Origin of the sequence: Streptomyces sp. NPDC085937 (genome assembly GCF_044540535.1) — a bacterium.
Lineage (GTDB): Bacteria > Actinomycetota > Actinomycetes > Streptomycetales > Streptomycetaceae > Streptomyces.
On sequence record NZ_JBITSH010000002.1, the window covers coordinates 430793 to 449057 of the forward strand.

Consider the following 18265-nt stretch of genomic DNA (forward strand, 5'->3'; position numbering starts at 1 on the left):
GCCCGGGCTGACGGGCGCAACACGAAACGGAGCAGCGGCCTCTTCGGCGGGGGGTCGCTGCTCCGTTGTCGTGGGGTGGGGCGTTACGGGACCTGCCGGCCGCCGTAGGGGCGGACCCTGTGGCGGGGGCTGACCGTGCGGCGGGGCGGGCGGGTGAGGGTGATCTGGCGGACGAGTTGCTGGAAGCAGGCCAGGGCGGCGACTCCGGGGAGGGCCGCCGCCGCCGTGTCGGTGATGGTGCGGGGGGCCTGGGCCACGCACAGCAGGACCGCGACGGAGGAGAAGAGCAGGACGACGAACCAGGAGTGCAGGGCGCGTCGTTGGTGCAGGGCGGCGCGGAGGATGGAGAGCGAGCCGGCCAGCCAGGGGCCGTAGACCAGGATGGGCCACCAGGACGACGAGTCGCCGCTGCTGTGCGCCGTGGTGACGAGCAGCAGGGGTTCGTAGGTGACCACGCCGCTGAAAACGCTCACCATCGACACGGTGACCGCGGCCAGGGCGGCGATGGTGTAGCTGGCCACGCGCAGGGCGTCGGGGCGGGGGCGTGGGGGCTTGCGGTGGGCGCGGGGGGTTCGGCGCAGGGGTGGCAGTTCGGCCGTGATCTCGTGCAGGTTGCCCATGGGGCTGCCGGCCGGGGGCGCGGTGACCGAGGTCTCCTCGCGCGGGGGCGGGGCGGCGGGCGCGTACTCCTCGCGCGGAGGCGGGACCGTGGGGGCGTACTCCTCGCCGCGTGCCTCCTGGAGCAGGTAGGCGAGTTCCTCGGCCGGGTCCCAGGGGGGAACGGCGGGTTCCACGGGTTCCGCGTAGACGGCTCCGGCCCGGTGCCGCCCGGTTCCCGATTCGTTGAACGGATCGTGGGTGTCGGCGTTGTACCAGAGCGGGTCGTAGCGTTCATCATTCATGTCAGGATTGATTCATCGGGCCGGCGGGAGCACTCAACAGCTTTTGTGTGAAGTGCAGTTGGAGCGGACCTGACCTGCTTGCCTTCATACAGCGACTAACGGTGGCTGTTTCACTTGGATGCGCGGCGAATGAGTGAACGGCCGGGGGGACAATGGTTTTGTCAAAGGCTCCGAATTTCTTTTTTTCTCCTGGCGTTCACCATATGAGGAGCCCGGTCGCGGGCCGTGTGCATCCGCGGAGGCGTGCGCTGCGTCTACGCCGGTATGGATCTCGAGAAGGCGCCGGAGCCGGCGGGCGGTGAGGGGTGTCTCGTCGTCGCGATCCGCCTCCCGGTGCGGATCGTGGTGCTCGTCCTGGTCGTGCCGGTGCGAATGGTGTGGGACGCCCTGGTCGTGGTCGGGCGGTTCCTCGGCGACACGGTGTTCCGGCCGGTGGGGCGCGCCGCGCTGTGGGTGGGGCGCGCGGTGTTCGTGTGGCCGTTCGTGGCGCTGTGGCGTCATGTGCTCGTCCCCTTGGGCGGGGCGCTGCGCCGGCTGGGGACGGTGCTGCTCGTCGTTCCGGCCGTGGCGCTGTACCGGTGGGTGCTGACGCCCCTCGGTCATGCGGCGATGTGGTTCCACGCGCGCGTGCTGACACCGGTGGGGAACGGGCTCGCCGTGTGCGCCGCCGCCGTGGGGGACGCCCTGCTGTGGCTGGGCCGCGGGCTCGTCGTCGTGCCCTCGGTGTGGCTGTACCGGTGGGTGCTGTCGCCGGTCGGGCACGCACTGCTGTGGTGCGGCAGAGGGCTGGTGTCGCTGGGCGCGCTGCTCGTCACGGGGATCTGCACGGCCCTGTACTGGACCGCCCGGGTCCTGGTGGTGCTGCCGGCGCTCGCCGTGTGGCGGTGGGTGCTCGTCCCGGTGGGGCGGGTGCTCGGGGTGGTCGCGCGGGAGGTCGGTGCGGCGTTCGGGCACGCCTGGCGGGTCGCCGGGTACGTGTCGCTCGCCGTCGGCCGGGCTCTCGCCGCCCTCTTCCGGTGGACGGTCGTGGAACCGGCGCGGTGGGTGTACCGGAGCGTGCTCACCCCGGTGGGACACGTGGTGCGCGCGGTGGTGCTGCGGCCCGTCGCGGAGGCCGCGCGGAGCGTGGGACGTGTCACACGGCAAACCCTGCGTTCCGTCGGTGTGACCGCGCGTCAGGTGCGGTCGGACGTGCGGCGCGCGCTCCTCGGTGATCCCAAGAGGCCTGGCGCGCAAGGTGTTCAGAAGATCAAGAAACCTGCTGCCGCGTCGGACGGCCGTGGTGACCGTCTTCTGTTGACCAAGCGCTGACCAGGGTTTCGTCTCACCTGCGCCCGTTCTTACGTGCCCACTACATGTAGATGTCGCCTTCACAAAAGCTGCACACCCGCCCTCGGCCTGCGCTGCACCACCCGGTCGCTGCGCGGCGGCGGCCAGACGCGGAAGCCCGGCTGGCTCGCCCTCGGCGCCGCCTCCATCGGCTGCGGCATCTGGACCATGCACTTCATCGCCATGCTGGGCTTCTCCGCGAACGAGACGTCCATCCGCTACGACATCCCGCTCACGCCGCTCAGCCTCGCCGTCGCCGTCGTGGCCGTCGGCGTCCTCATCGTCGGCTACCGCGGCACCGGGCGGACGGCCCTGCTCACCGCCGGTGTCATCACCGGCCTCGGCGACGCGGGCATGCACCACATCGGCATGGCGAGCATGCGGATGCGCGGCGCCCTGCGGTACGACACCGTGCCGACCCGCACGCCTCGCACCCGGACGGCATGCGGGGCGCCCCCTGGGGTACCGGTGCGCAGGGAGACCGTCCCGCCGGCTGGTGAGCGCCGCCGTACGGCGCGTGACGAGGACGGACCACCGGGGAACCGGCGTCCCTGCTTGCACGTACTCTGAAAGGGACCACGGCCCTGGTGCCCGACCGGGACAGCCGGGGCCGTCGTCGTACGGCCGTACCCTGGAAGGAGGCGCGTCCCCGCGCCCCCTTGTGACAAGGAGAAGTTCCACTGGGCAAGCGACAGCCCGAAGGCCCGCCGCCCGCACCCGCGGTGCAGCGCATCCGACTGCGCTACACCAAGCGCGGCCGCCTCCGGTTCACCAGCCACCGTGACTTCCAGCGTGCCTTCGAGCGCGCGTTGCGCCGTGCCGAGGTGCCGATGGCGTACTCGGCCGGCTTCACGCCGCACCCGAAGGTGTCGTACGCCAATGCCGCACCCACCGGCACGGGCAGTGAGGCCGAGTACCTGGAGATCGCGCTCACCGAGCCGCGGGACCCCGAGCGGCTGAGGGCCCTGCTCGACGAGTCGATGCCCGCCGGGCTGGACATCGTCGAGGCCGTCGAGGCCCGCACCTCGGGGCTCGCCGACCGGCTCACCGCCTCCGTGTGGGAGCTGCGGCTCGACGGGGTGGCCCCCGAGGACGCCCGCCGTGCGGTGGACGCCTTCGAGACGGCCGAGGCCGTGGAGGTCCAGCGTCGCACCAAGAACGGCATCCGTACCTTCGACGCCCGCTCCGCGGTCGTCGCCCTGGAAACCGCCGAGGCGGACTCCTCGCCGGCTGATAGGCCGACCGACCGGCCCTGTGCGATACTGCGGCTGGTTGTTCGGCACGTGACGCCTGCCGTACGACCCGACGACGTCCTGTCCGGTCTCCGCGCCGTGGCCGACCTGGCGCCGCCGGTCCCCGCAGCGGTGACCAGGCTGGCGCAGGGGCTGTTCGATGAAGAGACCGGCACGGTGACCGACCCGCTCGCGCCCGACCGCGAGGCAGCAGCGACCGAGCCGCAACCGGCCGCCGCGACTGCCACCGCGACGGCGCCGGCGTAAGGAAGGTCCCGCGTAGGGACGGACGTCGTAAGCGCCGCCCTCGAACTCGGGAGCCACCTGGGTCGGGCAGCGCACCGACCAGAAGACTTTCGCCAGGCCGTGCGCATTCGGCGTACGGAACCGGCGAGACAGGACACAGAGAGCTTCCGAGCGGCGCCCGCGCCCCGGACGGCGGCCACCGCGCATCGCGCGGGCCGCGGACGTCACCGGCATCGCCGGACCAGGCGCGGCGCCCGGGAGCCTGACGGGAGAAACGCCCGCATGCTCGAACCGACCGAGCCCACCGAGGGCTCCGAACCGAACAACACCCCCAGCGACACCCTGCCGCCCCGCCGGCGGCGGCGTGCCGCGTCGCGTCCGGCGGGGCCGCCCGCCGCGACCGCGGAGTCGACGGCCGAGACCGTCGCGCCGGCCATACCGGCCGCCGAGCCGGCCGCGGCTGCCGCGTCCGCCGAGGTCACGGGGGCGACCGAGTCCGCCGAGGACCGGACCGGCACGGAGGAGAGCGCGGCCCCCGCGCCCCGTCGCCGCCGCGCCGTCCGCCGTGCGGCCGCGCCCGCCGGGGCACCCGCGTCGGCGGAGGCCGCCGAGACCGTCGTACCGGCCGCGGCGGAGCCCGCGGCCCCGGCGTCCGAGCCGGTCGCCGGCGCCACGGAGGACGCCGCCCCGCGCCGCACCCGGCGCCGCGCCACGCGCACCGTGACCTCGCCCACGAAGGCGGAGGCGGCGACGACCGCCGACACCCCCGAGACCCCGGCCCCGGCCGAGCCCGCCGCCCCGGCGTCCGAGCCGGTCGCCGATGCCACGGAGGACGCCGCCCCGCGCCGCACCCGGCGCCGCGCCACGCGCACCGTGACCTCCCCGGCCGCCGACACCGCGGCCGGCGGGACGGAGACCGCCGACACCGCGACCACCGCCGCGGCCGCCGAGCCCGTCGCCGAGGAGACCTCCCCGGCCGCCGAGGCCGCCCCCGAGCCGGTCGCCGACGCCACGGAGGACGCCGCTCCGCGCCGTACCCGTCGTCGTGCCTCGCGGCGCGCGTCCGCGCCCGCCGGTGCTCCCGCGCCGGCCGCCGAGCAGAGCGACGAGGAAGAGACCGAGCAGGCCGCCCCGACCGCCGAGGAGGCCCCGGTGACCCGGAACGACAAGAAGGACGACACCGCCGCCGAGGCGCCCGCCGCCGAAGCCCCGGAGGCCCCCGCCGACGAGGCCGCCCCGCGCCGCCGCCGTCGCGTCGTCCGCAAGGCCGCCGCCGGCTTCGCCGAGCCCGCGCGCCCCGCCGGTCGCGCCGAGGACGAGGACGCCGAGGACGCCCCGCGCCGCCCGGCGCGCCCCGCCGTCGCCGTGTTCCAGCCCCCGGTCTTCACCGAGCCCCGCTTCCAGACCCCCGAGCGGGCCGCCGCCGAAGCGGCCGCCGGTACCGCCGAGTCCGTGGAGCCGGAGGAGGGGGCGGAGACGGAGGAGCTCCCGGAGGAGCAGCCCACCGCCTCCCGCCGCCGGCGCCGCCGTCGGGGTGCCGCCGACGAGCCCGAGGCCGCCGCACCGGCCGCCCCGGCCGCCGAGACCGCGCCCGAGGCCGACGCCGAGGACACCGACGAGCAGGCCGAGGACCAGGACACCGACGAGGGCGACGACCACGAGGACGGCGAGTCCTCCGGTTCGCGCCGCCGCCGTCGCCGCGGTGGCCGCCGCCGCCGTCGCGGTGACTCCGCCGACGCCGACGCCGACGAGTCCCAGGACGGCGGCTCCGCCGACACCGGGCGCGTCGCCGCCGAGCAGGCCGCCCAGGACGCCGAGGACACCGCCGAGCAGACCGAGGAGGACGCCGAGGAGCGCGAGGAGCGCGACGACAACGGCGGCTCCAGCAGCAGCCGGCGCCGTCGCCGCCGTCGTCGCCGTGCCGGTGACAGCGGCGGGGACGCCGAGCCGTCCTCCGACGATCCCGAGCGCACCGTCGTCAAGGTCCGCGAGCCCCGGCCGAAGGCCGAGCCGTCCGACGAGGTGCAGTCCATCAAGGGCTCCACGCGTCTGGAGGCCAAGAAGCAGCGCCGCCGCGAGGGCCGCGAGCAGGGCCGCCGGCGGGTGCCGATCATCACCGAGGCCGAGTTCCTGGCCCGCCGCGAGGCCGTCGAGCGCGTCATGGTGGTCCGCCAGCACGGCGACCGCACGCAGATCGGCGTCCTGGAGGACGGGGTGCTCGTCGAGCACTACGTCAACAAGGAGCAGGCCACCTCGTACGTCGGCAACGTCTACCTCGGCAAGGTGCAGAACGTGCTGCCGTCGATGGAGGCCGCCTTCATCGACATCGGCAAGGGCCGCAACGCCGTGCTCTACGCCGGTGAGGTCAACTTCGACGCGCTCGGCATGTCCGGCGGGCCGCGCCGCATCGAGGCCGCCCTGAAGTCCGGCCAGCCGGTCCTGGTGCAGGTCACCAAGGACCCGATCGGCCACAAGGGCGCCCGCCTCACCAGCCAGGTCTCCCTCCCGGGCCGCTACCTCGTGTACGTCCCCGAGGGCTCGATGACCGGCATCAGCCGCAAGCTGCCCGACACCGAGCGGTCCCGGCTGAAGACCATCCTCAAGAAGATCGTCCCCGAGGACGCGGGCGTCATCGTGCGCACCGCCGCCGAGGGCGCGAGCGAGGAGGAACTGCGCCGGGACGTCGAGCGGCTCCAGGGGCAGTGGGAGGAGATCAAGAAGAGGTCCAAGAACGGCGGCGGCACCGCGCCGACGCTGCTGTACGGCGAGCCGGACATGACCGTCCGCGTCGTCCGGGACATCTTCAACGAGGACTTCACCAAGGTCATCGTCAGCGGTGACGAGGCCTGGGAGACCATTCACGGCTACGTCTCCCACGTCGCGCCCGACCTGGCCGGCCGACTGCAGCGCTGGACCAGCGAGGTCGACGTCTTCGCCACGTACCGGATCGACGAGCAGCTCGCCAAGGCGCTGGACCGCAAGGTCTGGCTGCCCAGCGGCGGTTCGCTGGTGATCGACCGGACCGAGGCGATGGTCGTCATCGACGTCAACACCGGCAAGTTCACCGGTCAGGGCGGCAACCTCGAGGAGACGGTCACCAGGAACAACCTGGAGGCGGCCGAGGAGATCGTGCGCCAGCTGCGGCTGCGTGACCTCGGCGGCATCATCGTCATCGACTTCATCGACATGGTGCTGGAGTCCAACCGGGACCTGGTGCTGCGCCGCCTGCTGGAGTGCCTGGGCCGGGACCGGACGAAGCACCAGGTCGCCGAGGTGACCTCGCTGGGCCTGGTCCAGATGACCCGCAAGCGGGTCGGCCAGGGCCTGCTGGAGTCGTTCTCCGAGACCTGCGTCCACTGCAACGGACGCGGTGTCATCGTCCACCTCGACCAGCCGTCCGCCTCCGGCGGCGGCAAGCGCCGCAAGCGCGCCCGCGCCGGTGCGGCGGACCAGCCGCACGAGCACGAGAGCGCCGCGTCCGTCGAGACGGCCGAGCAGGAGGCGGAGACGGAGAGCGAGGTCGCCGCCGAGACGGCCGAGCCGCTCGCGCTGCCCGCCCCCGAGTTCACCCCGGACGAGGAGCTGTACAGCAGCGCTGCCGAGGCGGAGGCCGCGGCCGGCCGTGGCCGTTCGCGCCGCCGGGCGAGCCGCCGGGTGTCGTCCCCCGCGGGCGCCCCGCAGCGTGAGTCCGGCAGGTCCGGCCGCAAGCAGGCCGAGGAGCCCGTACGGGCGGAGGAGGCGCCGGCGGCCGAGGTGACCGAGGCCCCGACGGCGCAGGACGTCACGGCCGCCGAGGAGGCCGCGCGGCCCGTGCAGCCGGAGTCGGCCGCCGAGGCACTGGCCGAGCCGGCCGCCGCCGAGGACGCCGTGGTGCCGCCCACCGGCGAGGAGGCCGCCCCGCGGGGCCGTACCCGGCGCAGGGCCACCCGCAAGGTGTCCGCACCGGCCGGTTCCCCGGCGGGAGCGGAGGCCGCGGTGGTGACCGTCACCGAGCCCGTGAAGGCGGAGGAGGCACCGAAGGCCGAGGAGACCCCGGCCGCGGCCGCCCCGGCGGAGCCCGCGCCCGAGGCGTCGGCACCGGCCCGTCCGCGCCGGCGCGCGGTGCGCAAGGCGAGCACGTCGACCGCGTCCGAGGACACGGCCGTCGTGGTTGTCCCGTCGTCGTCGGCGGGGGAGGCGGCAGCGGAGGCGACGCCTGCCGAGGAGCCCGTCGAGGCAGCCGAGGCCGAAGCCGAGGCCGCCCCGGCCAAGAAGACGGCGGCCAGGAAGACGGCGGCCACGAAGGCCACGGCCAAGAAGACCGCCACGAAGAAGACGGCGGCCAAGAAGGCGGCGGCCAAGACCACCAAGTCGGCCGCCACCAAGGCGACCGCCAAGAAGACGACCGCCAAGAAGACGACCGCGAGGAAGACGGCGTCGAAGAAGACCGCGGCGGCCGAGCAGCAGCCGTCGTCGTCGGTGACCGCCTCGACGGAGGACTGACGGCGGCGCGGGCGCGAAGCGCATGACACGGTGCGGACTCCAAGGGGTCCGCACCGTGTCGTTGCGCGCGCCTGCACGTTGCGGCGGGGTGACACCCGGGGAAATTACATGCGTATCGCCTGATAGTCTGACCGGCGGTGTCGGCCGCCGGTCAGGGGTGCCGGCATTCACAGTCGGCGAGCACATCGGGACCCCTCCCGGCTCCCGGCTGTCCATATCGCAGGATGTCCGGGGGCCGAGAAGTCCGGCGGGGGAGCTGTCCGTCGCCCGCAGACGTCGGCGATTCGCAGGGCACGGACGTTCCGTACCACGGTGACGTCGACTTCCTGACCCGTGCAAGCCGTACGCCGACAAGGCCGTTCAAGAGGAGGACGTCGATGACGGACGCCCCTGAGTCGATCCCGGCCGCCCGGCCGGTGATCGGTGAGGAAGAGATCGAGGCCGCTGTGCGTGTGCTGCGCAGCGGCCGGGTCGTGCAAGGGCCGGAGGTGGCCGCCTTCGAGTCGGAGTTCTCCCGGCTGGTCGACGGGCGCCACTGCGTCGCGGTGAACTCCGGGACCTCCGCGCTTCACCTGACGCTCATGGCCCTCGGCCTCGGCCCGGGCGACGAGGTCATCGTGCCCTCGTTCTCCTTCGCTGCTTCCGCCAACGCCGTGCGTCTGGTCGGCGCCGACGTCGTCTTCGCCGACATCGAACCCGGCAGCTTCTGCCTGGACCCGGCGGCGGTCGAGGCGGCCGTCACGCCGCGCACCGCCGCCATCATGCCGGTCCACCTGTACGGGCACCCGGCGGCCATGGACCGCTTGACGCCGATCGCCGAGAAGCACGGTCTCGCCGTCGTCGAGGACGCCTGCCAGGCCCACGCGGCCGAGCTGAACGGCACTCCGGTCGGCGCGTTCGGGACCGCGGGAACGTTCAGTTTCTACCCGACCAAGAACATGCACGCCCTGGAGGGCGGCATGGTCACCACCGCTGACGCCCAACTGGCGCGCACCCTGCGGCTGCTGCGCAACCAGGGCATGGAACAGCGCTACGCCAACGAGATCGTCGGCGCCAACATGCGGATGACGGACGTCGCCGCCGCCATCGGCCGTGTGCAGCTCGGCCGGTTGGCCGGCTGGACGGACTCCCGTCGTGCCAACGCCGCCCACCTCGACGAGCACATCACCGCGCTGGTGACCCCGCCGGTCGCCGAGGGCGCACGGCATGTTTACCACCAGTACACGGTGAGGGTTCCCGAGGGCATGGACCGGGACACCGTGCAGGAGCGGCTCACGGCCGCCGGGGTGGGCAACGCCGTCTACTACCCCACTCCCATCCACCGGCTCGCGCCGTACCAGGAGCCGGACCGGAAGGCCGGCCGCTCCTGGGATCTGCCGGAGACCGAGCGGGCCGCCGCCGAGGTCGTGTCCCTGCCGGTCCACCCGTCGCTGACCGACGCCGACCTCGCACGCATCGTCGACGCCGTGAACGCTCTGGGAGCAGCACTGTGAGCAACGCGAAACTGCGGGCCGGCCTCGTCGGCCTGGGATCGATGGGCCGCCACCACTGCCGGGTCCTGTCCGAACTCGACGGCGTGGAACTGGTGGCCGTGGTCGACCCGATGGGCGACAAGTTCGGTGCCGCCCGCGGAGTACCGATCCTGGAGTCCGTCGAGCAGCTCGTCGCCCTTGGCGTCGACTACGCCGTGGTGGCCTGCCCGACCGCGCTGCACGAGGAGGTCGGCCTGCAGCTCGCCGAGGCCGGGGTGCACGCACTGGTCGAGAAGCCGGTGGCCGACACCGTCGAGGGCGCACGGCGCCTGGTCGAGGCGTTCGAGGCCCGGGGCCTGGTGGCCGGCGTCGGTCACATCGAGCGCTACAACCCGGCGCTGCAGAACCTGCGCGCACGGCTGGAGGCGGGGGAACTGGGCGAGGTGTTCCAGGTCGTGACCCGCCGTCAGGGACCGTTCCCGCACCGCATAGCCGATGTGGGCGTGGTCAAGGACCTGGCCACCCACGACATCGACCTGACCGCGTGGGTCACCGGCACGCCCTACGTGTCGGTAGCCGCGCACACCGTTTCCAAGAGCGGCCGCCCGCACGAGGACATGGTCGCCGCCGTCGGGCAGCTGGCCGACGGCACGATGGTCAATCACCTGGTCAACTGGCTGAGTCCGCTCAAGGAACGCTTCACCTCGGTCACCGGCGAGCGTGGCTGTTTCATCGCCGACACCCTCACCGCGGACCTGACCTTCCACTCCAACGCGGCCGTCGCGACCGAGTGGGAGGCGCTGCAGGCGTTCCGAGGCGTCGCCGAGGGCGACATGATCCGCTACGCGATCCCCAAGCGGGAGCCGCTCCTCGTCGAGCACGAGTTCTTCCGGGACGCCGTGCTCGGCCGCTCGCACGAGATCTCCACGCTGCGCCAAGGCCTGCGGACGGTCGAGGTGGCCGCCGCGGTGCTCGAGTCCGCCGCGACCGGGGACACCGTGCGGCTGGACCCGGCCGACGACGCCGTGCCCTCCAGGGCCTGACGCGCCGCCCGCCGTTCCCTCCGTCCGGGCTCCGTGCCCCGGTTCCGCAGCCCGCCCCGAGAAAGAGGCAACCCGCCCATGAACATCTGTGTAGTCGCCCTCGGGAAGATCGGACTGCCGCTCGCCGTGCAGTTCGCCTCCAAGGGCCACCGGGTGATCGGCGCCGACGTCAACGAGAAGGTCGTCGAACTGGTCAACGCCGGTACCGAGCCCTTCCCCGGCGAGCACGACCTCGACGTCCGGCTCAAGCGGGCCGTCGACGAGGGACTGCTCTCCTCCACCACCGACACCGCGGACGCGGTGGCCCGGTCGGAGGCCGTCGTCGTGGTCGTGCCGCTGTTCGTGGACGCGGAGGGCGTACCCGACTTCGGCTGGATGGACGCGGCGACCAAGGCCATCGCCCAGGGGCTGAAGCCCGGGACCCTGGTGTCGTACGAGACCACGCTCCCCGTCGGCACGACCCGGGACCGCTGGGCGCCGATGCTCGCCGAGGGCTCCGGCCTGACCGCGGGCGAGGACTTCCACCTGGTCTTCTCCCCGGAGCGGGTCCTCACCGGCCGGGTCTTCGCCGACCTGCGGCGCTACCCGAAGCTGGTCGGCGGCATCGACGAGGCGTCGACGCGGCGCGGCGTGGACTTCTACACACAGGTCCTCGACTTCGACGAGCGCGACGACCTGCCGCGGCCCAACGGCGTGTGGGACCTGGGCACTTCGGAGGCGTCCGAGATGGCCAAGCTCGCCGAGACCACCTACCGCGACGTCAACATCGGGTTGGCCAACCAGTTCGCACGCTTCGCCGACACGGCGGGCATCGACGTCAAGAAGGTCATCGAGGCCTGCAACAGCCAGCCCTACAGCCACATCCACCAGCCGGGCATCGCCGTCGGCGGCCACTGCATCCCGATCTACCCGCGGATGTACCTGTGGAACGACCCGCAGGCGACCGTGGTGCGCGCCGCCCGCGAGGCCAACGCGGCCATGCCGGCGTACGCCGTCGACCTGCTCGCTGCCGCTCACGGCGACCTGACCGGCGTGAACGTCCTGGTCCTGGGCGCCGCCTACCGGGGCGGTGTCAAGGAGACGGCGTTCTCCGGCGTCTACGGCACGGTGGAGGCGCTGCGCGAGCGCGGAGCGGTGCCCTACGTGTCCGACCCGATGTACACCGCCGAGGAACTGACCGCGCACGGCCTGCCCCCGCACGAGGGCCAGACCGTGACCGCGGCGATCCTCCAGGCCGACCACGCCGAGTACCGCGAGCTGTCCGCGGCCGACCTGCCGGACGTCCGCGTCCTGGTCGACGGCCGCCGCACCACCGACCCGGCCCGCTGGGAGGGTGTGCGGCGGGTCGTCATCGGGGGCTGACCCGGGCCCCGGAACGGCGTGTGCATGAGCCCCTGCCCGGAGGACCGGGCAGGGGCTCAGCGCTGTTCGGCGGTCGGAGTCAGGAGCCGGCCGCTTCCTCCATGAGCTGCACGACGCGGCGGGCCGCGGTGCCGTCACCGTACGGAACACCGCGCGCCGTCCCGGGCGCGGGGCGGCAGGCGAGGGCCGCCCACTCCGAGGCCGGCAAGCTGTGCGGGTCGGGGACGAGGACGTTCCAGCCGCCCTCCAGGGTCTCGACCCACTCGGTCTCCGGCCGCACGGTGGTGCACGCCCGGTCGAGCAGGTAGGCCTCCTTCTGCAGACCGCCCGAGTCGGTGACCACCCCTGCGGAGGCGATGACCGTGGCGACCAGACCCGCGTACGGCAGCGGGCGTCCGACGCGGACGGAACCCTGCTCCAGCTTGATGCCGTGCTGCTCGGCCCGGGCGACCAGGCGCGGGTGGGCGAGCAGGGCCACGGGCAGAGGAAGCCCCGCCAGCGACTGCACGAGCGCGGCCAGGCGCTCGGGATCGTCGGTGTTGTCCGGGCGGTGCAGAGTGGCCAGCAGGAACGGCTGGGCCGGGTCGATGCCCTCGGGCAGCGCCGGCGCCGGGTGTTCGCCGGCGAGGACGGCGTCCCGGATCCGCAGGCAGATGTCGACCATGACGTCACCGGCCAGACGGGCCCGGTGCTCCAGCCCTTCGTTGGCCAGGTGGCGCATGGCCTCCTCGGTGGGCGCGAGCAGCAGATCGGCGCAGTGGTCGGTGAGCACGCGGTTGTGCTCCTCCGGCATGCGGCGGTTGAACGAGCGTAGCCCCGCCTCGAGATGGGCGACGGGAATGTGCTGCTTCACGGCCGACAGGGCACCCGCAATCGTCGAGTTGGTGTCGCCGTACACCAGGACCCAGTCCGGCCGCTGTTCCTCGAGGATCGGGTCCAGGGCGGAGAGCACCGAGCCGGTCTGCACGCCGTGGCTTCCGGATCCGACGCCGAGGTGCACGTCCGGGTCCGGGATGCCCAGCCCGCTGAAGAAGACGTCCGACAGGTCGGCGTCGTAGTGCTGGCCGGTGTGCACGATGACGTGCTGGTGCTCGGTCTGCGCGAATGCTGCGGCGATGGGGGCCAGCTTCACCAGTTGGGGGCGGGCTCCGACGATGCTGATGACTTTCACGGCGTCTCTTCTTCTCGGTCAGGGGCGGTCGATCCGGGTACGCGCCCTCACTCGGCGCGTGCTGCCTGCGGCTGTGGCCTCGGCGGTACGGGGCGTGGGCCGAGCCTGCGCAGGGTGCGCTCGGCGGGACGCTCGATCCACTGGTAGGCGGCTGCGGACAACGCCAGACTGACCGCCAGGACGAGCGCCCAGACCTCGACGGTCCCCAGCAGAGACACAGGGTGACCGCAGAGGCCCTCGATGATTCGGATGACTATTTCATGAATCAGATACCAGGCGAACGACCAGTGGCCGAGCCGGATCATCCAGGGTCCGCCCAGTCCCGTGCGGCGGCTCTCGAGATCGGCGCAGGCGGCTGCGACGACGAGCAGGGCGAAGAACGGGGTCGACAGCAACTGGGAGGCGCTGTACGGGCTGTACCACAGGGAGTCCGGCACGGCGCGTGACCAGGGGATCAGCAGGACGTGCCAGGCGGCGACCAGACCGACGGCGGCAGGCAGGGGCACCCGGGGCCGCCATCCGCGCCTGACCGCGAGCCCGGCCACCACTCCCACGACGAACTGGAGGGAACGGGTCAGGGGGACGTAGTCCAGTGCCCATACCCGCAGGAACGTGTCCGAGGTGACGGAGGCCGCCGCCGGCCACACCAGGATCAGGGCCGCGCAACAGAGCGCCGCGGTCCACGCCCACGTCCGTGCCCTTCGACCGGCGAGAGCGGCCAGGAGCAGAGGGAAGACCGCGTAGAAGAAGGTCTCGTCACTCAGCGACCACGCGGCCGGGTTCCCGGCCGAGGCGTAGACGGGATCGGGAACCCAGGCGTGCAACAGGAACAGGGAGGTGGCGACCGCAGCGCCCGATATCGCGTCGTTCTGGACGGCCATGACGGCCACCGACAGGACGGTGCTCGCCACCATCATCGGCCAGATCCGGGCGAACCTGCGCCACATGAAGACCTTGCCCGGGACGCTCGCTCCGTCGTACGTCCATGCGAGAACGAATCCGGAGAGCACGAAGAAGAAGGTCACGCCGGTGCGGCCGTACCACACCGCGTCGCTCAGCCCTGGAATCTCCCCGACGTTCCGGGAGAGGTGGTACAGCACCACGACCAGAGCGGCCCAGAAACGCAGGCCGGTGAGGGAAGGCAGCCGGTCCCGGCCAAGGGCGGCACCAGCCGTCCGACGCCGTGCCGGCTCCGGTGCCCTGTGTGTCCCCCCGGACATCCCACGTCCCCTCGTCGTCGCAGTGTGGACCGAGCATACGGTCTGCACGGCGCCGCACCTTCAGCGGATACGACTGCGGAGAGAAGGCCGGCAAACGTCCCCCACAGAAAATTCCGCCGAACGTGTGTCATAATCCCTCCCATTTGGAGGCGGGGTCAGACACACCGCCGAACGGTGAAGGAAGGCCACCCCCACCGGGCCGGCCTGACCACCGGCCGGTGTGCGCCTCTCGTCTTCACCACGGCTGAGCGAGGACGCACGGCCGCCCGAGTCAACCACTCCAGTCGAGGACAAGTCTGTGCCACCCGCCGACCTGACATCCGCCGAGGGTCAGGACAAGCCGCATCTGCTGTACTTCGCGATCGGTTTCCCTCCTGCGGCCAAGAGCTGTGCCTACCGAATGAGGGAGACCGCCAACCAGTTCGTGGCCCACGGGTGGCGGGTCACCGTGGTCACCATCGAGGACGAGTCCTGGATGATCGACTCGGGCATCGACCCGACGCTGTCCGACCCGGTCGATCCCACGATCGAAGTGGTGAAGCTGCCGCTGTCCCGGGACGACCTGGAGACGGATCTGCGGAAGTTCTCCCGCGAACGCGCGGTCGATCCTGACGCCTGGGCGCGCAAGGCCCGCGAGGAGGTCCAGGAGATCTTCCCCGACCCCGTGTTCGGCAGCTGGCGCCCCGACCTGGAGGAGGCCGCGCTCCGCATCCACGCCGAGAATCCCGTGACGCTGGCGATGGCCAGCTGCGTGCCCTACGTACAGCTCGCCGCGATCCGCCGTCTCTACGACGACCACCAGGTCCCCTACGCGGTCGACTTCCGCGACGGCTGGTCGCTCGACGTCGTGGAGGGCGTCGAGGCGTTCCTCGAGGATTCGCCGGCAGGTGTCTGGGAGGCCAGGATGCTGGCGGACGCGGTCGCCTTCTGGTGCGTCAACGACCCGATCGCGGAGCACTACCGCAAGCGCTACCCCGAGGCCCGCTCCAGGATCCACGTCGTGCGCAACGGCTACGACGCCGACAGCGTCGCCCTGCCCGCCACCGTGCGCGACCCCGGCGCCCCGCTGGTCTTCGGTTACCTCGGGACAGTGACGTTCCCGGTGCCTCTGCTGGCCAAGGTCCTCGAGTCCTGGAGGGCGGCCCGAAAGCGCGAGCCGCTGCTGGCCGACGCCACACTCGAGGTGCGCGGACACATCGGCGTCGGCGCGCACCAAGGGGCGAACCGGCACATGGAGATGCTGCACGAGGCCGCTGCCGACGGTGTCGTCGTCGGCGGACCGGTGCCCAAGGGAGAGGTGTCCGACCTCTACGGACGCTGGAACGCCCTGCTGTTGATCATCGTCGGCGGCAAGTACGTCACGTCGGGGAAGGTCTACGAGTACATGGCCACCGGCCTGCCCGTCGTCTCGGTCCACGAGCGCGAGCACGACGCCTCGGACCTGCTCGAGGGCCACCCGCTGTGGACCGGGGCCTACGGTCTCGACGTGGAGAAGCTCACGGAGTCGTTCTGCCGGGCCGCGCACATGGCGACCTCGGCCACGGACGAGCAGCGCAGGGCGGCCAAGGCGCACGGGGCGTCGTACCAGCGGGGCGCGGTCATGGCTCCCGCGGTCCGCGAACTGACGGAACTGGTTCTCGCCGCTGACCCCGCGGCCAAGCAGAAGGTGGAAGCGTGAGGGACGTGCTCGTCGTGGTGGGGCGCACGCCCAACACCGACATTCTCCAGACGTTCGTCGGCGAGATGAAGAAGCTGGACGTCCGCGTCCACCTGGTCGGGACGTTCGCCCAGAAGCAGATCGACGCGGACTGGGGGATCGACACCGTCCACCGTGTCACGACGGACGGCGCCAATCTCGACTGGCGGACGCGCGGCCGTGCCCTGCACGCGCACCCGCACGAGCGCTTCTGGGCCTACGTCGGAGGGGACGACAAGGTCCTCCGGCTCGCCGAGGCTGCCGACGTGATCGTCGCCGTCGACTCCAAGGCCTATTACAGCGGCTGGGAACTCGCCCGGCTGAACGCCGCCGCACACGCCTGTGTCGGCTTCGGCGCGGCCCAGCGTCTGGTGCGAGCGATGAAGGAGGGCCGCGCGCCGTCCGTGTCCGTTCCCGACGCGACACATGCCGGGCCCGCATCCGACCAGTTGTCCGACGGCGCGCTGCTCCTGGGCCACGAGAAGGTGCTCGGCAACCGGATCGGTTCCGCCGTCGCCCGTCGGGTGCCCCTGCTCCCGCTGCCGCAGCAGACCCGGGTCGAGGTGACCCGCAGCGTCATGACCGGTCTGTTCGGTCGCCGCGAGGCACGGGCCGCGGTGGCCACCGCGAGTGCCGTGGCGCAGCGGTTGCGGGACACCGGGTCGCGGGCCGAGGTGCTGCGCACGGCGACGCGGCGCGCACTGAGCCAGGGGCTCACCCCCGACACGCTGCTGGCGTCCGCCGAGGCCGATCTCGCTCACGCCGACCGTCTCTTCGCGGCGGACGACGCCGGCGAGGCGGCGGTGTTCGTGCATCACGCGCTGCAGACGGCCTTCCACCGGGTGGCGCACATCGATCAGCGGGAGAGCCCGCTGCCGAAGCGTGCGGAGGAGTTCGCCCGTCTGGTCACGGCGTCCACCGTGGGTGCGGCGGCGACCGCCCCGCAGGGCCGGGCGCGTCCGGCGGCCGACCAGGAGCAGGACAGGCCCCGGCGCCTGCTCGTCGTGACGGACGGCAACGACAACTTCCTCGGCCTGATCAGGGATCACTACGAGTCGAACCCGGCCGTCGAGCTGAGGTTCCTCGACATCGCCGACTATCCCGGCATCAAGAGGCTCGCGAACGATCGGCGGCGTCTCATCGCGCACCGCCTCGGCGCGGACCCCATGTACGGCTTCACCGCCGAGCAGCATCTGCGTCCCTACCTCGACTGGGCCGACACGGTGTTCATCGACTGGTGCGCCGCGGCCGCGACGCTGTTCACCAGCGTGGACCCGGGCACCGCCCGCATCGTCGTGCGGCTCCACAGCTACGAGGTGTTCTCCTCCTGGCCCCGGCTCACGGACTTCTCCCGCGTCGACGACCTGGTCTTCGTCGCGGAGCACATCCGCGACCTGGCCCTGCGCTCCGTCCCGGCCCTGACCGGGCCGCAGGCGCCGCGCACGCACATCGTCGACAACGGCATGGACCTCTCGGGCTTCGCCCTCCCGAAGAACCCCGGCGCCCGTTTCACCGTGGGCATGGTCGGCATCGGGCAGGTCGCCAAGGACCCCCTGTGGGCCCTGCGCGTCATCCAGGAACTGCGCCGCCGCGACGAGCGCTACCGGCTGGTGATGATCGGCGGCGACATGGACACCAGGAACAGCCAGGCGGCAGCCGCATACCAGCGCTCCTTCCAGCGCAAGCTGGCCCCGCTGGTGAAGGAGGGTGCCGTGGAGCGCCGGGGGGCCACCACCGACGTGCGCGGCAACCTGAGGGACGTCGGCGTCATCCTCAGCAGCTCGGTGCGAGAGGGCTGCCACGTGGGCGTGATGGAGGGCGCCGCCAGCGGGGCGGTTCCCGTCGTCCGTGACTGGCCCTTCTTCGCGGGACAGAAGCACGGCGCCTCGACTCTCTATCCGGCGGACTGGGTGGTGAGCACCCCGGAGGCCGCCGCGGAGCGGATCCTCGCCGTCACCACCGACGAGGAGACCTGGGCGGAACACCGTCGGGAGAGCGAGAAGCACGCTCTGGCCTCGTGGGACTGGCCGGTGGTCCGGGGCGAGTTCGACCGGCTCTTCGGCATCGGCTGACGGCCGTACGCCGGCGAGACGGCACGCGGAACGGCCCG

11 protein-coding genes and 1 pseudogene are annotated in these 18265 nt (G+C 72.6%); 9 read left to right on the forward strand and 3 right to left on the reverse strand.

What is annotated here, in order from left to right; translation table 11 throughout:
• Positions 1-83: 83 nt before the first annotated feature.
• Positions 84-902: a DUF2637 domain-containing protein gene (locus ACIF8S_RS05440; protein ID WP_399997466.1), complete on the reverse strand. Its 819-nt coding sequence runs from the start codon at positions 900-902 to the stop codon at positions 84-86.
• A gap of 264 nt (positions 903-1166) precedes the next feature.
• Here ACIF8S_RS05440 and ACIF8S_RS05445 point away from each other — a divergent pair, with 264 nt between their 5' ends.
• The 7 genes and pseudogenes from ACIF8S_RS05445 to ACIF8S_RS05475 all read left to right on the forward strand — a co-directional run bounded on the left by ACIF8S_RS05445 (position 1167) and on the right by ACIF8S_RS05475 (position 12068).
• Entirely contained in the window at positions 1167-2213 is a 1047-nt protein-coding gene (locus tag ACIF8S_RS05445) for a hypothetical protein (protein WP_399997799.1), read from the forward strand.
• A 78-nt stretch (positions 2214-2291) separates the two neighbouring features.
• Positions 2292-2645, forward strand: a pseudogene (locus ACIF8S_RS05450) (MHYT domain-containing protein); the annotation flags it as partial.
• A gap of 308 nt (positions 2646-2953) precedes the next feature.
• Positions 2954-3730 (forward strand): TIGR03936 family radical SAM-associated protein, encoded by a 777-nt coding sequence (locus tag ACIF8S_RS05455; protein ID WP_145827789.1) that lies wholly within the window; start codon positions 2954-2956, stop codon positions 3728-3730.
• A gap of 261 nt (positions 3731-3991) precedes the next feature.
• Positions 3992-8191 carry a ribonuclease E/G gene (locus ACIF8S_RS05460; RefSeq protein WP_399997467.1) on the forward strand — a complete coding sequence of 1400 codons (4200 nt, stop codon included), beginning with the start codon at positions 3992-3994 and terminating at the stop codon, positions 8189-8191.
• A 377-nt stretch (positions 8192-8568) separates the two neighbouring features.
• Complete coding sequence (locus ACIF8S_RS05465; RefSeq protein ID WP_399997469.1) at positions 8569-9684, forward strand: DegT/DnrJ/EryC1/StrS family aminotransferase; 1116 nt, start codon at positions 8569-8571, stop codon at positions 9682-9684.
• Positions 9681-10706: a Gfo/Idh/MocA family protein gene (locus tag ACIF8S_RS05470; protein ID WP_399997470.1), complete on the forward strand. Its 1026-nt coding sequence runs from the start codon at positions 9681-9683 to the stop codon at positions 10704-10706. The genes ACIF8S_RS05465 and ACIF8S_RS05470 overlap by 4 nt, the downstream gene beginning before the upstream one ends.
• Before the next feature lie 78 nt (positions 10707-10784).
• Positions 10785-12068, forward strand: a complete 1284-nt coding sequence (locus ACIF8S_RS05475; RefSeq protein ID WP_399997471.1) for a nucleotide sugar dehydrogenase — start codon at positions 10785-10787, stop codon at positions 12066-12068.
• Between the two features lie 79 nt (positions 12069-12147).
• Here ACIF8S_RS05475 and wecB read toward each other — a convergent pair whose 3' ends face one another.
• Together wecB and ACIF8S_RS05485 are read right to left on the reverse strand one after the other, a co-directional pair.
• Positions 12148-13239, reverse strand: coding sequence for a non-hydrolyzing UDP-N-acetylglucosamine 2-epimerase (gene wecB, locus ACIF8S_RS05480; RefSeq protein ID WP_399997472.1), 1092 nt, complete (start codon positions 13237-13239; stop codon positions 12148-12150).
• A gap of 47 nt (positions 13240-13286) precedes the next feature.
• Positions 13287-14459 (reverse strand): acyltransferase family protein, encoded by a 1173-nt coding sequence (locus ACIF8S_RS05485; protein WP_399997473.1) that lies wholly within the window; start codon positions 14457-14459, stop codon positions 13287-13289.
• Positions 14460-14757: 298 nt separating this feature from the next.
• Here ACIF8S_RS05485 and ACIF8S_RS05490 point away from each other — a divergent pair, with 298 nt between their 5' ends.
• On the forward strand, positions 14758-16137 hold the full coding sequence (locus ACIF8S_RS05490) for a glycosyl transferase (RefSeq protein WP_399997474.1): 1380 nt from the start codon (positions 14758-14760) through the stop codon (positions 16135-16137).
• The gene (locus ACIF8S_RS05495) at positions 16134-18227 is read left to right on the forward strand and encodes a glycosyltransferase family 1 protein (protein ID WP_399997475.1); all 2094 of its coding nucleotides are present in this window, start codon (positions 16134-16136) and stop codon (positions 18225-18227) included. The genes ACIF8S_RS05490 and ACIF8S_RS05495 overlap by 4 nt, the downstream gene beginning before the upstream one ends.
• The last annotated feature ends 38 nt before the right edge of the window (positions 18228-18265 follow it).